A 15,264-nucleotide genomic window follows, 5' to 3' on the forward strand; every position below is an offset into this window, starting at 1 on the left:
AAAGCATGAACAGGAAAGAGGAAATGATGAATAAGAATACAAAGATAAGAATAGCCTTATGTCTTGTTGCCGGACTGATGACGTTAAAAGCCACGGCTGTGCCGAAGGAAGGATTTTCTGCGGAGGCATGGAAGCTGGAAAACGGACAATATGTGGATGCCTCCGGTATTCCCATCGCAGGCGCGCTGGAAAAAGGAATTACCGTATCAAAGTACCAGAACCGTCAGAATGGCTTAACCGGCGGAATCGATTGGAAGAAAGTGGCACAGGATGGAATTTCCTTTGCCATGGTGCGGATCGGTTATCTCAATGACATGGATCCTTATTATACCGTAAATATGACAGGCGCAGCGTCAGGCGGGCTTAAGACCGGCGTGTTTTTCTATACCCAGGCTCTTGATACCCAGACTGCGGTAGAGGAAGCCAGGTATGTGCTCCGGATGGTGAAGGATTACCAGATTTCCTATCCGATTGCATACGATGTGGAATCCCAGTACCTGCTTGATAATCATTTATCAAAGCAGCAGATTACGGATAACATCAATGCATTCTGCAAGACCATTTCAGACGCAGGATACCGGCCGGTGGTTTATGCCAATAACAAATGGCTGACCAATTACATTGATATAAACCAGATCCCGTATGATGTCTGGTATGCCAGATACGGTTCTGTCAATAATTACAAGAACCGTACCATTTGGCAGTGTACGGACCAGGGAAGAGTGGAAGGAATCGACGGCGATGTGACCATTGAATTTTCCTTTGCGGATTACAGTGCACTGATCCCTTCGGAAGGCTGGAAGATTATTGACGGAAACCAGTATTATACTAAAAATTATATAAAGCAGACTGGTTGGATCCAGGTGGGAGGCACCTGGTATTATCTTGATTCCAATGGTATCATGATTCATGATACGACTATGGATATAGACGGAGTTACCTATACCTTTGGCTCTGACGGAGCCATGGTTCAGTGACCGGATTAATGGAGTTTTGACGTGAAGACAGAAAATAATTTAGATACGGATCAAATAAAAGGACTGGTATGGAGACTGGCGATTCCCTCCATGCTTGCCCAGTTTGTCAGTGTTTTTTACAGCATTGTAGACCGAATGTACATAGGAAACATCGCCGGAATAGGCGAGATTGCTTTGGCAGGAGTAGGAATCTGCGGGCCAATTGTGACCATGATTTCTTCTGTTGCATTTTTAGTAGGAGTAGGCGGCTCCCCCTTAATGAGTATCCGCATGGGAGAGAAAAACCATCGGGCAGCAAGTCAGATTCTTGCAAACTGTTTTTTACTTTTAACGATTTTATCGGTGGTGATCACCGTTCTTTCCTTTATGGGAAAGGGAAGGCTTTTGATGTGGTTTGGGGCCAGCGAGGCTACCTTTTCCTATGCCAATGATTACATTAGCATATACTTACTTGGCACTATTTTTGCCCTTTTGTCTACGGGGATGAACCAGTTCATCATTTGTCAGGGCTTTGCAAAGGTCGGTATGAAGTCGGTTCTTTTGGGGGCCGTTTGCAATATCATTCTGGACCCGGTGTTTATGTTTGTGTTTGGTCTGGAAGTAAAGGGAGCTGCTATCGCCACAGTTTTGTCCCAGATGGCTTCCTGCATCTATGTGCTCCGGTTTTTGTTTGGAAACAAGCCCCCTATCCGGATCACTTTTGGCAATTACGACTGGCAGGTTATGAAGCGCGTTCTGGTGCTGGGCCTAAGCCCCTTTCTTATTATTGCATTTGATAATATTTTGATAATATCTTTAAATATGATGATCCAGCGTTTTGGCGGAGAGGGCCAGGGAGACATGCTCCTTACCTGCATGACCATTGTGCAGAGCTTTATGTTAATGGTTACCATGCCGCTTGGGGGAATTACCGGCGGAACCCAGACCATCTTAGGCTATAATTACGGAGCCGGAAGGCCTGACAGGATTAAAAAGGCAAGCCTTCATATTTCAGGTCTGGCCCTTGGTTTTACTACCATCATGTTTATCCTCGCTCATACGGTTCCCAAGTATTTTGTCCTCATCTTTACGAAGAATGAGGCTTACGTGGAACTGACAGTATGGGCAATTAAGATTTATACCATGGGCATCATACCTCTGGCCCTGCAGTATGCGGTTGTAGACGGATTTGTGGGGATGGGAGTCGCAAAAGTTGCAATTTCTCTTTCCATGTTCCGGAAGGTGATATTTTTAGGCGGTGCTGCCCTGATTCCGATCTGGTTTGGAATCGATAAGATATTTTATACGGAGCCTGTTTCAGATTTTATCAGCGTAGCCGTGTCGCTGATAGTGACTTTTTTGGTGTTTGACCGGGTCATTAAAAAAGACGAGGCGGTAAACAAAGGATCCTGAGAATGGAGGTCGTTTTTATGAAGATTGCAGTAACTTATGACAACGGAGAAATATTCCAGCATTTTGGAAAAACAGAGAAGTTTAAGGTGTACCAGATAGAAGAGAAAAGAATAACATCTGCGGAAGTGGTTAATACAGAAGGAAACGGACATGGTGCATTGGCAGACTTCTTAAAAGGACTTGGCGCTGATGCCGTAATTTGCGGGGGAATTGGAGAAGGTGCCAGAACCTCTTTAGGTAAGGCTGGGATCCAGTTGTATCCTGGAGTGACCGGTACAGCTGATCCTGCGGTGGAAGCCTTATTGGACGGCAGCTTAGTTTATAACCTGGATGCGTGCTGCAGCCATCATGGAAAAGATGGGCACTAAACCATAAAGAAAGACCGGGGAGCAAATGGAATCTTAAGATTCCGTCTGCTCCCCGGTCTTTTTGTTTCGGCTTAAGAACCGGTCGATTGGTAACGGGACAGTCCGAAATTCCATAAAAGGCCGGCCGGTATCAGAAAGAGGCAGGCGGCCAGAGGAAGCAGGCTGTACCATGAATCAGAGGTCCGTCCTGTTAAATATAAAAAGGGATAATACTGAAACAGGGCAAAGGGAACCAGGTAAGTACAGATGGTTAAAAGGGTTTTCCCATAGATGCCGATGGGATATTTCCCATATTCCCTGGCTCCGTCCGTGAATATGTTCATAAATTCCAGGCCCTCCAGGGTAAAAAAACATATGGAGGCAAAAATCAGAAAAATGGCTGCAAACACCGCCACCCCGCCTATGATCATGAGGACAACGGTCATAATGCGGACAGGGGTCCAGATGATGGAGCTGGAATAAAGGCCGTAGATAAGCATAACCACAGCCTGTAAAAGCCGGCCGATTCTGGTCAGCTCTATTTTGCTGCAAAGGACAAGAAACAGGCTGCCCCTTGGCCGGAGTAGAATGCGGTCAAATTCTCCGTTACCGATGATGGTTTCAAAGGTGTCCAGGCTTCGGAAGATGGTCTCAGCAATAGTAAAAGCCATCAATGTAATGGAAAAACAGAGCAGAACCTCTCCGTAGGAAAAGCCCTTTACTTCTTTAAAACGGTCCATCATAAAACGGACTCCAAGAAATATATTAAAGGATACTAAAAACTGTCCTATGGTGGTTAAAAGGAAAGAAACCTTATGCTGCATCATGCTTTTTAAGTGTATGAGAAGATATTTTTCGTATAACCGGGTTGAATTCATCGTATCCCTCCTTTCAACCGCCCTGGATCACAACACGTTTTAAGGCATTGCGCTCCATGACCTGCCCGATAATAAGGAACACCGCCAGCCAGAATACCTGTCCCAGAAGGCTTGCGTACATATCATGTCCTTTTAAATCACCGCCGAAAATCCGGAAAGGGACATTCTGGGCCGATGCAAAAGGCAAAAAGTTCACAAATTCCCTGATCCTGTCCGGCAGGAATGGAAGGGGGATGATCGCACCGCTTAAGAATTCGGAGAGGGAGGTGACGATCAGTTTGATTCCCTGAGAGGAAATGGTGTAAAAAACGGACATATATACCACCATGCCAAAGGCGACTACAAAAAGAAGTCCCAGGGTCATAGACAAAAGGGTAAAAAACCAGGTATGGAAGCTTCCTGGAAGTGTGAGCCCGTAAGGAGCAGGCAGCAGCCAGGCAAAAACCAGAATGGGCATGCACCGCAGGACTGCTTTGGAAAGGCGGACAGCCAGACCCCTGATAAACCACATATGGTAAAGACGGACGGGACGGCATAATTCATAGGCCACGTTTCCGGTAGTAATGGAATTAAATAGCTCAGATTCCCAGAACCAGGTCATATAAAGGGCCAGAAAAGCCTGCTGAAGCCATATGTAGGTGGAAAGAGCCTGGAATTCCATGGGGAAGCTTTCCGGAGCGGCCTCATAAAAAGCCCGGAATAAAAGAATCTCCATAGTTCCCCATACGAACTGGGTAACCATGCCGGAAAGAGCTGCTGCCCGGTATTGAAGTCCGTGGATAAAACGGATGCGGAAAAAGGACCAGTATTTTTTCATGATTTCTTCCTCCTATATCCGGTAATCCTGGTAAAGGGCGGCAATGATCTCATCTAGTGTGGCCTCTTCTCTGGGACGGTGGGACTTTAAATCGGAGAGGGTGCCATCTAGTAACAGCCGGCCTCTACCAATTAAGAGGACCCTGTCTGCCAGGGCATCGATGTCCTGCATATCATGGGTTGTAAGGAGGACCGTTGTCTTGTGCTCCTTGTTCTGCTTTCGGATGAAGTCCCGGACCGCAAGTTTGGATACTGCATCCAGACCAATGGTGGGTTCGTCCAGGAATAGGATCTTAGGTCTGTGGAGAAGGGAAGCTGCAATTTCACAGCGCATCCGCTGGCCCAATGAAAGTTGTCTGGCCGGAGTGCGTAAAAGTTCGCCTAAGGATAAAAGCCCGGTCAGTTCGTCAAGGGTTTCCTGGTATTGGTGTGTGGGAATTTCGTAGATGTCGCGGAGCAGCTCAAAGGAATCAAGAATGGGGACATCCCACCAAAGCTGGCTGCGCTGGCCGAAGACAACGCCAATGTCCTTTACATGTTCCTTGCGTTCCTTCCATGGGATGCGGCCATTGATCTTGCAGGTGCCGTTATCCGGTGTCAGTATTCCGCTGAGAATTTTGATGGTGGAGCTTTTACCTGCTCCATTCGGTCCGATATAGCCTACCATTTCTCCGTCTCCTATGGTAAAGGAAATATCGTTAAGAGCTTGGATGAGTTCCATCTCTCTGTGAAAAAGGGCCTTCACTGCTTCTGAAAAGCCGGCACTTCTTCTTGCGACCTTAAAGGTCTTGTTCATGTGTTCCACTTGAATCATATAAGTTCCTCCTGGTAGTAATATTTGTGAATCCGTTCGTTCCGGCAGCGGGCAGCTCTTTGTAAAAAAGAAGCTTGTCATAACCAGTCAGAGGATCCTAATATCTTTCCAAGCGGTGAGCGCCATTGGGGAAACCAATGGAAACGCTGCTCTCCGGAATCCGTAATTTTCTTCTTCCGGGGACTCTACCGTGGTATCAATATTCTCTTTTCCTGAATGTCAGATGTGAAATTAGATTGGAAAAGGACCTTTAGTCTACCACCGCCGATAATAGCTGTCAAGTGAGGAGGAAAAATCTCTTGACATTTTATAAAAAAGTGATAATATAAACATATGAACAATTATTCATATATTAATATGAGGATCAAGGAGGTACCAAATGGAGCAGGATAACAAAAAGAACATTCGGGATTGTGAGATCGACCAATGCGATTTTATCTGCGTTCATGAAAACGTTGTGAACCAGGTGCTAAAGGTCATGCCCCAGGATCAGGAACTTCTTGATCTGGCGGATTTCTTCAAAGTATTTGGTGATGCTACCAGAATAAAAATACTCTATGTTCTCAGCCAGTCGGAGATGTGTGTGTGCGATATCGCTAATCTTTTAAAGATGGGGCAGTCAGCCATTTCCCATCAGCTTCGGGTGTTGAAGCAGATGCGCCTGGTGAAGTTCCGCAGAGAAGGAAAGACCGTATTTTATTCTCTGGCCGACGGCCACATCGAGTCAATTCTGGCTCAGGGGATGGAGCATATCAATGAGTGATGAAGACGCTAATAAAAAACATAAAAGGAGAGAATAGTTATGAAAAAGATTATTAAACTGGAAGGTTTATGCTGCGCCAACTGTGCGGCTAAGATTGAAGAAGAGGTAAAAAAACTGGCTGGTGTGGAAAGTGCATCCTTAAGCTTTATGACTCAAAGGATGACCATGGATATAGAGGACAGTAAGTCGGAGGAAATCGTAGAGGCAGCCAGAAAGATATCAAATAAGATTGAACCGGAAGCAGAATTTAAGGTACTTCGGTAAGAACAAAGGAGCAGCTATGACAAAGAAACAGAAACGGATGGCAATAAGACTTTTAGCCAGCGCCCTGTTTTTTGCAGCAGGGATGTTTGTGGAAGGAAAGGTTGCCTGGGACTGGTTATTCTTTTTGATCTCCTATCTGGCAGCAGGTTATGACATACCTTTAAAAGCAGCACGGAATATTATGAACGGCCAGTTTTTTGATGAAAACTTTCTTATGTCAGTGGCAACCTTCGGTGCCATCGGCATAGGTGCTTTGGAAGAAGCGGTAGGAGTTATGCTGTTTTACCAGGTAGGTGAACTTTTTAATGACTATGCGGTAAATAAATCCAGAAAATCTATCACCGATCTTATGGATATTAATCCGGAATATGCGAACCTTATTAAGGATGGGAAGGAAGAGAAGGTTGACCCTTATGAGGTTTCCGTTGGAGACAGAATCGTAATAAAGCCGGGAGAAAAAGTACCCCTTGACGGTATCGTCGTAAAAGGGACCGGAGGACTGGACACCAAGGCCCTGACTGGGGAATCCATGCCGGTGGAAGTGAAGGAAAACGACGCCATATTAAGCGGTTCCATCAATTTAAACGGTGTACTGGAGGTTGAAGTAACAAAGCTGTTTGATGACTCAACGGTAGCAAAGATCCTGGAGCTGGTGGAAAATGCCAGTTTCAGAAAAGCAAAAGCTGAGAACTTTATTACCAGATTTGCAAAAATTTATACACCGGTAGTAGTGAGTCTGGCACTTATTCTGGCAGTGATTCCGCCTCTGTTTTTTGGCGGTGAATGGGGCACCTGGATTTACCGTGCCTGCAGCTTCCTGGTTGTCTCCTGTCCGTGCGCCCTGGTGATTTCCGTGCCTCTTAGCTTTTTTGGAGGACTGGGAGCAGCGTCCAGGCATGGGATTCTCATGAAGGGAAGCAATTATCTGGAAGCCATGGCTTCTTTAGATACGGTTGTCTTTGATAAAACTGGAACTCTTACAACAGGGAAATTCCAGGTGACAGATGTAGATCCTTTAGAAGGAACAAAAGAAGAGCTTTTAAGGCTGGCGGCTTATGGCGAGTTTCATTCCAACCATCCCATCGCTTTATCGGTAAAGGAAGCTTACGGAAAGTCTGTTGATGAGGCATTGATCGGCTGTGTGGAAGAGATTGCAGGATATGGCATCAAGGCAGAGCTTAAAGATGGGGAAAGAATACAGGAGCTTTATATCGGCAATGCAAGGCTTATGAAGCAGAAGGGAATTGAAATCACTGACCAGGGGCCTGTGACGGGAACCTCCCTTTATGTGGCAGATGGAGGGCGTTATCTTGGTTCCATTACCATATCCGATACCATCCGGGAGGATGTGCCCATGGCCTTAAAAGGGCTAAAAGCAGCCGGAGTCAGGAAACTGGTAATGCTGACTGGCGATAAGCCGGAAGTTGGTCAGGCGGTTGGCGAAAAGCTGGGGCTTGATGAGGTTCACGGCGGACTGCTTCCCGGTGACAAGGTAGGAAAGGTAGAGGAACTGCTGCGGGGAAAACCGGAAGGACATAACCTGGCCTTTGTGGGTGACGGCATCAATGATGCTCCGGTCCTTGCCCGTGCCGATGTTGGAATCGCTATGGGAGGAATCGGCTCCGATGCCGCAGTGGAAGCTGCGGATGTGGTGATTATGACGGATGAACCGTCAAAACTTATAGACGCCATTGCGATTTCAAGAAAAACCGCAAGAATTGTAAGGCAGAATATTATTTTCGCCATTGGAGTGAAAGTACTCATTCTGATATTATCGGCGGCCGGAATAGCGACTATGTGGGCAGCCGTATTTGGAGACGTAGGCGTCTCGGTGCTTGCCATATTAAATGCCATCCGGGCTTTAGCATATCAAAGTAATCAATAAAAAATATTGACAAATTTTTTTCTAGCTGTTATATTTTACACATATGACGGGGTGGTGCAAAGATGGTCCATTGATGTGAGACTGTATTTGCCTACCCCTTTTCCTATTTCAGGAAAACGTGTTTCTTATGGTTTTTAAGAAGGGAGAAAGCATTATGAACAAGTACAGCAAAGAAGATATATTCCGGATTGTAGAGGAAGAAGACGTGGAATTTATCCGGCTTCAGTTCACTGATATTTTCGGTATGCTGAAGAACGTTGCAATTACCAGAAGCATGCTTGGGAAGGCTTTGGAAAACCGCTGCATGTTCGATGGTTCTTCCATTGAAGGCTTTGTAAGAATGGAAGAATCCGACATGTATCTATATCCGGATCTTGATACCTTTGAGATCCTGCCATGGCGTCCCCAGCAGGGTAAGGTTGCCCGCCTGATGTGCGATGTGTACTGTCCGGACAGGATGCCTTTTGAAGGAGATCCCAGGTTTGTGCTGAAAAAGGTGTTAAATAAAGCCAGAGACATGGGATATGAATTTCACGCGGGTCCGGAATGTGAATTCTTCCTTTTCCATATGGACGAAGAGGGACGCCCCACAACAGATACCCATGAAACGGCAAGCTACTTTGACGTGGCTCCCATTGACTTAGCTGAGAATGTCCGCCGGGATATGGTGCTGACTTTAGAGGAAATGGGATTTATGATCGAAGCTTCCCATCATGAAATTGCACCGGGACAGCATGAAATTGATTTTCAATACGCAGAGGGAATGGTGACGGCAGATAACATCATGACTTTTAAGATGGCGGTAAAGACCATAGCCAAGCGCCACGGACTTCACGCAACCTTTATGCCAAAGCCAAAAGCAGGGGTCAATGGCTCCGGAATGCACATTAATATGTCCCTGTCTGATTTAAATGGCAGAAATATGTTTGAGGATGAGGCAGATGAGCTGGGCTTAAGCAGGGCTGCCTACCAGTTTATAGCCGGAATCCTTTATCATATGAAGGGAATGACCATACTCACCAATCCCCTGGTCAACTCCTACAAGCGTCTGGTTCCCGGATACGATGCTCCGGTTTATATTGCATGGTCGGCAAAGGCAAACAGGAGTCCCCTGATCCGAATCCCATCTTCCAGAGGAGCGGGCACCAGGATCGAACTTCGCTGCCCGGATACTGCCGTTAATCCGTACCTGGCTCTGGCCGCCTGCCTGGCTGCCGGTCTTGACGGGATCGAAAAAGATATGACTCCGCCACAGAGCGTTGACCGTAATATATTCACCATGCAGCCGGAGGAAATATTGGAAAAAGGCATTGAACATCTGCCAGAGACCCTGGGTGAGGCCATCGAGGCCTTCCGGAAAGACGATTTTATGAAAGAAGTGCTGGGCGAACATATCTACACCAAATACCTGGAAGCCAAGGAAACCGAATGGCATATGTTCCGGGTGCAGGTGACGGATTGGGAAGTGGAAGAATACCTGTATAAGTACTGATGATTCCTGTTTTCTGATACGGTTATCTGGAGGTGAGAGTGTTTGACCAATGTGATAGTGGCATTTTCCAGAGAAGAGGATGCAAAAAATATTAGAAATATTCTTGTGAGAAATGGCTTTGCGGTGGCGGCGGTCTGCACCTCCGGCGCCCAGGCGGTAAACAGTGCTGATGAGCTTGGCAGCGGAATCGTAGTATGCGGCTGCAGGTTTGCTGATATGGTATTTCATGAGATTTACGAATGCCTTCCGGGAGGCATGGAGATGCTCCTTCTTGTGTCGCCGAGCCAGTGGAGCGGCAGAGTGTCTGAGGGCGTGGTCTGCCTAAGTCAGCCCTTAAAGGTACAGGACTTAGTAAGCACTCTGGAAATGATGGTAGAATCCCTTACAAGAAGGCGGAAGAAATTAAAAAGCCAGCCAAAAGAACGGAGCACAGAAGAAAAGGAAATAATCAGACAGGCAAAGGAGCTTTTGATGGAACGAAACCATATGTCCGAAACAGAGGCGCACCGTTACATCCAGAAATGCAGCATGGACAGCGGTACCAATATGGTGGAAACCGCCCAGATGATCGTGAGCCTGATCAATCGATAGCTATGGGAGAGAATGATGAAATTTACAAAAATGCAGGGAATAGGAAACGATTACATTTATATTAATTGTTTTGAGGAATCCGTGGAAGATCCGGCGGAGCTTGCAAGAAAAGTCAGTGACCGCCATTTTGGGATCGGATCGGATGGACTGATTCTCATTTGTCCGTCAGAAACGGCGGACTGCCTCATGCGAATGTTTAACGCCGACGGTTCGGAAAGTCAGATGTGCGGCAATGGCATCCGTTGTGTAGGGAAATATGTTTACGATCATCATCTGGTGGATAAAACGGAATTCGATGTGGAAACCGGAGCAGGGATCAAACACTTAAAGGTTAGGCCGGAGCATGGCAGGGCTGTTCAGATTACGGTGGACTTGGGAGTACCGGAGATCACCAGCCAGGTGCCGGAGTTAATTCGCATGGAAGGAAAGGACTATGAGTTTATCGGTATATCCATGGGCAATCCTCATGCCGTTTACTACATGTCTGACATTGACAGTCTGGATCTTCAGGCTATGGGACCTGCCTTTGAAAACCATGAGCGTTTTCCAGAACGCACGAATTCCGAATTTATTGAGGTGGTAAGTCCTGAGTACATCCGTATGCGGGTATGGGAGAGAGGCAGCGGGGAAACCTGGGCCTGCGGAACAGGAGCGGCTGCCAGCGCAGTTGCCTCTGCCTTAAGCGGCCGCACTTTCGATACGGTGGAAGTGGAATTAAAGGGCGGCAATCTGACCATTCACTGGGACCGGAAGGGAAGCGGTCATGTGTTCATGACCGGTCCGGCGGTAGAGGTGTTTGAGGGAGAGTTTGATATAAAAAATCTTTAGGATAACAGGAGGAACCAATGGTAAAAATTAATGAAAATTACTTAAAGTTACCGGGAAGCTATCTTTTTTCCACCATTGCAAAAAAGGTAAATGCCTTTACCGAAGCAAATCCAAATAAGAAGATCATCCGACTGGGGATCGGAGATGTGACCCAGCCCATTGCACCTGCTATTATTAAGGCTCTTCATGAAGCAGTGGATGAGATGGGAGAAAAGGAGACCTTTCACGGTTATGCGCCGGATCTGGGCTATGGATTTTTAAGGGAAACCATTGCAAAGGAAGATTACACCGCCAGAGGTTGTGAGATATCCCCTGATGAGATCTTTGTCTCGGACGGAGCCAAGAGCGATTGCGGAAATATCCAGGAGATCTTTGATGAAAGCTGCAGAATCGCAGTTTGTGACCCGGTTTATCCGGTTTATGTGGATTCCAATGCAATGGCAGGAAGAACAGGAGAATATGAGGAAGAGGCCGGTAAGTGGAGCAATGTGATTTATATGCCTTGTACGGCTGAAAACCATTTTGTGCCTGAGCTTCCGAAAGAGACACCGGATCTCATTTACTTATGTGTTCCGGGCAATCCTACCGGCACGACATTGACAAGGGACCAGTTAAAGGTCTGGGTGGATTACGCCAATGAAAAAGGTGCGGTGATTCTTTATGATGCAGCTTATGAAGCCTATATCGCTCAGGATGATGTACCCCATTCCATTTATGAGATTGAAGGCGCGAAGACCTGTGCCATTGAATTCCGTTCCTTTTCCAAAAATGCAGGCTTTACCGGGGTTCGTCTGGGATTTACCGTTATTCCCAAGGCTCTGGAAAGGGGAGGGGTTTCCCTTCATTCCCTGTGGGCCAGACGCCATGGAACCAAATTTAACGGAGCCCCTTACATCGTTCAGAAAGCAGGGGCAGCGGTTTATTCGGCTGAGGGAAAAGCCCAGTTAAAGGAACAGGTGGCTTATTACATGAGAAATGCGAAAGTCATTTACTCAGGATTAAAGGAAGCCGGGTGTGAAGTTTACGGCGGTGTCAATGCGCCCTACATCTGGTTAAAGGTACCGGTTGGAATGACCTCCTGGGAATTTTTTGACCGTCTTCTTGAGGAGGCCGGTGTGGTGGGAACTCCTGGAAGCGGGTTCGGGCCAAGCGGCGAAGGATATTTCCGTCTGACCGCATTTGGAACCTATGAGAATACCATAGAAGCCATTGATCGGATGAAAGAAATGCCATCCCTTAAAAAATAAACATTGACAAGTTTTTGATGATTGATTATGATGAATTTATGAAGAACAAAAGCGTTCAGTGCCCTGGTGGTACTGACGCTTTTCTTATTTTTGGGAGGAAGTAATGGACGATATCGATAAAAAAATAGTGAAGACCCTGCAAAATAATGCCCGGGCATCCTTAAAAAATATAGCGGAAATTTCCTTTCTGTCTTCTCCTGCAGTTTCTGCCAGAATTGAAAAGCTGGAACGGGATAAAATCATCACCGGATATCATGCGGCGGTGGATTCAAGGAAGCTGGGATATCATATCACCGCATTTATAAGTCTTGATGTTTCTTCGGCAGATAAAATCCGGTTTTATGAAGATATGGAGTCCATTCCCAATGTGTTGGAGTGCAACTGCGTCACAGGAGAATACTCCATGCTGGTCAAGGTGGCCTTTCCAAGCACCATGGAGTTGGATGTTTTTATCGGGCAGCTTCAGAAATATGGAAAGACCAGCACCCAGATTGTATTTTCTACTCCGGTAGGGCCAAGAGACATGGATGTAATGGCGGAATTAGGAGAAAAAGAATAAATGTAGTACGAAAAAATGGTACCGAGAAGGCTGCCCTTACATACTTTATATAATAGAAGTATGTGAAGGGAGTTTTTCTTTTGGCTGAGAGAATGATCGTAGTAATAGATGCCGGTCACGGCGGCACAGACCCAGGTGCGACCTTTGACGGACGGCAGGAAAAAGATGATAACTTAAGGCTTGCGATGGCTGTGGGAAGAATTCTTGCAGACAACGGAATGGATGTCAGGTATACGAGAACTGACGATACCTACAATACGCCCCTTGAGAAGGCCGTGATGGCCAACGATGCGGAAGCTGATTTTCTCGTTTCCATTCACCGAAATGCCATGCCGGTTCCAGGTACCGGTTCCGGAATAGAGGTTCTTGTATTTGAAGATAAAGGGGTGCCGGGCAAGCTGGCAAGAAACATAGGTGAAGCCTTAAATAAGTCTGGACTTACCAACTTAGGAACAGTGGAACGTCCGGGGCTGGTAGTGCTCAGACGGACAAAGCTGCCATCGGTTCTGGTGGAAGCAGGATTTATTGACAATGAAGAGGATAATAGTCTGTTTGATCAGAATTTTCAGATGATTGCCCAGGGGATTGCAGAAGGCACTCTGAATTCTATATATGAACAGGCAGCGATACGCCCAGAATATTATCAGGTGCAGACAGGAGCATTCCGGGTTCACACTTTGGCCGAAGATCAGGTTAATACTTTAAAGGCTCAGGGGTTCCCGGCATTTGTTGTTTATGAAGATGGACTTTATAAGGTTCGTGTGGGAGCATTTCGCAATATTGATAATGCGGTGCGCATGGAGCATACACTCAGGCGGAACGGATATAATACGTTCATGGTAAAAAGACCGGCTGTTTTTTGAAATCTGGCCGCAGGGAGCAGGCAATGCCCTTGCGGCTTTTTGTCATCCGCTTAACGTGCTGTCAGGTAATGTCTGGAACCAGGGGAAAAATGTATTAGAAGCGGTTAAAAAGGCATAGGATATACCATATCTATAAATTCAGGAGGAATTGCTTGGAGTATATCAGTGAACTTCTAAAGGGTGTTATCATTGGTGTGGCGAACATACTTCCCGGCATCAGCGGGGGTATGTTAGCCATTACCATGGGAGTGTATGATAAGATCATTCATGCGGTAACGCAGCTGTTTCGGGAGCCTTTAAAAAGCCTGCGGGTTCTCCTTCCCTATGGGGTGGGAGCGATGGCCGGCATTGTTTTTCTGTCTCTGGCATTTGAATATCTTTTCCATACATATCCGCTCCAAACCAAAATGGCATTTTTGGGTATGATTGGGGGCGGGCTCCCTACTTTGTTTCAAAAATCATTTTCAAAAGACCGGGCAGACAGAAGGAAAGGGATATTAACAGCTGCCCTTACCTGCGGCGTGGTCATTCTCATTACCTTTATCGCTGAATCAACCATTACCTCCGGCAGCAGCGGAGAGGGAATGAATATGGCATCTGGTGCGGCTTATCTTTCTTCCGAAAAGTTCTGGGTATTTACGCTGTTTCTGGTGGGGCTGGTAGCTGCAGCCACCATGGTGGTTCCGGGAGTGAGCGGGTCCATGATTATGATGATGCTAGGTTTTTATGAACCTATCCTGCAAACAAACAATGCCTGCATAAGAGCTCTCACATCTTTTGATGTCCAAAGCCTTTTGTTCAATGGAAGGGTGCTTGCGCCTTATGCAGCAGGTCTTGTGATAGGTGTTTTTCTATTTGCAAAAGTGGTGGAACGCCTTCTTACCCGCTATAGACGCCAGATGTACCGGGTTATTATAGGCCTGGTGTTTTCCTCTCCTTTTGTCATCTTATGGGATATGCCGTGGGAAATGGTGAAATTGTATGAGCTGCTTGGAGGAATCGCTCTTGCTTTGCTGGGATATGTAGCAGCCGAGATGCTGGGGGGAGAAGGATAGAGTGTATAAAAAAAGGAGGAATGGTTTCCTCCTTTTTTATATGCTTGCCTGATAAAAATGCGGATATATCTTAGGGCTTTATGAACTAGTTTTTTAAGAGTATTCTGCGATTCGGGTAATCCCTACATAAATGTGAGAGATTCTGTACCATGTTGCGAAGTCGATGATACCGGTTACCGGAAGCCCGAAGATGGACTGGAACTGCCGGACGGCGTTTGCGGTTGCCTGGCCATAGATTCCGTCGGCCGTGATACGTGGAATCGCAGTATAGACGCCAGCGATTGTATCAAGCTGCTCCTGGACCTGGCGAACCTTATCTCCGCTGGCTCCGATGGTTAAGTTGTAACCGGGGAAGGAGGAGGGGATTCCGGATACTTGTTCGGCGGTGTTGATATACATATTGCTTCCATAAAAGTGCCGCAGTATTTCAATAGCGGAGTAGCCTTGCTCTCCAAGGGTTAAACTTCCCCACTGAGTCAACCAAGTAACAAGA

The 15,264-nt window shown here is 46.5% G+C and carries 16 protein-coding genes and 1 pseudogene; 13 read left to right on the forward strand and 4 right to left on the reverse strand.

The features are described 5' to 3' along the window. Window positions 1-26: 26 nt before the first annotated feature. From BMW45_RS18205 to BMW45_RS18215, 3 genes are read left to right on the forward strand one after another with little or no spacing between them, the layout of a single operon-like run. Window positions 27-977, forward strand: coding sequence for a glycoside hydrolase family 25 protein (locus BMW45_RS18205; RefSeq protein ID WP_092247307.1), 951 nt, complete (start codon window positions 27-29; stop codon window positions 975-977). Between the two features lie 21 nt (window positions 978-998). Further along, the gene (locus BMW45_RS18210; protein ID WP_092247310.1) at window positions 999-2,369 is read left to right on the forward strand and encodes an MATE family efflux transporter; all 1,371 of its coding nucleotides are present in this window, start codon (window positions 999-1,001) and stop codon (window positions 2,367-2,369) included. A gap of 17 nt (window positions 2,370-2,386) precedes the next feature. Continuing rightward, window positions 2,387-2,737, forward strand: coding sequence for a NifB/NifX family molybdenum-iron cluster-binding protein (locus BMW45_RS18215; protein WP_092247313.1), 351 nt, complete (start codon window positions 2,387-2,389; stop codon window positions 2,735-2,737). Window positions 2,738-2,808: 71 nt separating this feature from the next. Here the strand turns inward: BMW45_RS18215 and BMW45_RS18220 are convergent, their stop codons facing one another. The 3 genes from BMW45_RS18220 to BMW45_RS18230 are packed head-to-tail and all read right to left on the reverse strand — an operon-like array spanning window position 2,809 to window position 5,224. Further along, the gene (locus tag BMW45_RS18220; RefSeq protein WP_092247316.1) at window positions 2,809-3,594 is read right to left on the reverse strand and encodes an ABC transporter permease; all 786 of its coding nucleotides are present in this window, start codon (window positions 3,592-3,594) and stop codon (window positions 2,809-2,811) included. A 13-nt stretch (window positions 3,595-3,607) separates the two neighbouring features. Continuing rightward, complete coding sequence (locus tag BMW45_RS18225; RefSeq protein ID WP_092247318.1) at window positions 3,608-4,411, reverse strand: ABC transporter permease; 804 nt, start codon at window positions 4,409-4,411, stop codon at window positions 3,608-3,610. A 12-nt stretch (window positions 4,412-4,423) separates the two neighbouring features. Continuing rightward, entirely contained in the window at window positions 4,424-5,224 is an 801-nt protein-coding gene (locus BMW45_RS18230) for an ABC transporter ATP-binding protein (protein ID WP_092247321.1), read from the reverse strand. A gap of 379 nt (window positions 5,225-5,603) precedes the next feature. Between BMW45_RS18230 and BMW45_RS18235 the strand changes: the two genes are divergently transcribed. From BMW45_RS18235 to BMW45_RS18280, 10 genes are all read left to right on the forward strand, one after another. After that, window positions 5,604-5,987, forward strand: a complete 384-nt coding sequence (locus tag BMW45_RS18235) for an ArsR/SmtB family transcription factor (protein ID WP_029701568.1) — start codon at window positions 5,604-5,606, stop codon at window positions 5,985-5,987. A 39-nt stretch (window positions 5,988-6,026) separates the two neighbouring features. Beyond that, entirely contained in the window at window positions 6,027-6,251 is a 225-nt protein-coding gene (locus tag BMW45_RS18240; protein ID WP_054789816.1) for a cation transporter, read from the forward strand. 16 nt (window positions 6,252-6,267) lie between these two features. Then, entirely contained in the window at window positions 6,268-8,136 is a 1,869-nt protein-coding gene (locus BMW45_RS18245) for a heavy metal translocating P-type ATPase (protein WP_092247324.1), read from the forward strand. 154 nt (window positions 8,137-8,290) lie between these two features. Continuing rightward, window positions 8,291-9,628, forward strand: a complete 1,338-nt coding sequence (glnA, locus tag BMW45_RS18250) for a type I glutamate--ammonia ligase (protein ID WP_092251116.1) — start codon at window positions 8,291-8,293, stop codon at window positions 9,626-9,628. A 42-nt stretch (window positions 9,629-9,670) separates the two neighbouring features. Beyond that, entirely contained in the window at window positions 9,671-10,219 is a 549-nt protein-coding gene (locus BMW45_RS18255) for an ANTAR domain-containing response regulator (RefSeq protein ID WP_092247329.1), read from the forward strand. Between the two features lie 15 nt (window positions 10,220-10,234). Further along, window positions 10,235-11,047, forward strand: a complete 813-nt coding sequence (gene dapF / locus BMW45_RS18260; protein WP_092247332.1) for a diaminopimelate epimerase — start codon at window positions 10,235-10,237, stop codon at window positions 11,045-11,047. Window positions 11,048-11,064: 17 nt separating this feature from the next. Continuing rightward, window positions 11,065-12,294 carry an LL-diaminopimelate aminotransferase gene (locus BMW45_RS18265; RefSeq protein ID WP_092247335.1) on the forward strand — a complete coding sequence of 410 codons (1,230 nt, stop codon included), beginning with the start codon at window positions 11,065-11,067 and terminating at the stop codon, window positions 12,292-12,294. 103 nt (window positions 12,295-12,397) lie between these two features. Continuing rightward, window positions 12,398-12,853, forward strand: a complete 456-nt coding sequence (locus BMW45_RS18270) for an Lrp/AsnC family transcriptional regulator (RefSeq protein WP_025232072.1) — start codon at window positions 12,398-12,400, stop codon at window positions 12,851-12,853. Between the two features lie 92 nt (window positions 12,854-12,945). After that, the gene (locus tag BMW45_RS18275) at window positions 12,946-13,716 is read left to right on the forward strand and encodes an N-acetylmuramoyl-L-alanine amidase (protein ID WP_029701569.1); all 771 of its coding nucleotides are present in this window, start codon (window positions 12,946-12,948) and stop codon (window positions 13,714-13,716) included. A gap of 152 nt (window positions 13,717-13,868) precedes the next feature. Then, window positions 13,869-14,771, forward strand: a complete 903-nt coding sequence (locus tag BMW45_RS18280) for a DUF368 domain-containing protein (protein WP_092247338.1) — start codon at window positions 13,869-13,871, stop codon at window positions 14,769-14,771. 93 nt (window positions 14,772-14,864) lie between these two features. Here the strand turns inward: BMW45_RS18280 and BMW45_RS18285 are convergent. Next, window positions 14,865-15,254: pseudogene (locus tag BMW45_RS18285) on the reverse strand (peptidoglycan-binding domain-containing protein); the annotation flags it as partial. Between the last annotated feature and the right edge of the window lie 10 nt (window positions 15,255-15,264).

It is taken from the genome of Lacrimispora sphenoides (assembly GCF_900105215.1).
GTDB lineage: Bacteria > Bacillota > Clostridia > Lachnospirales > Lachnospiraceae > Lacrimispora > Lacrimispora sphenoides_A.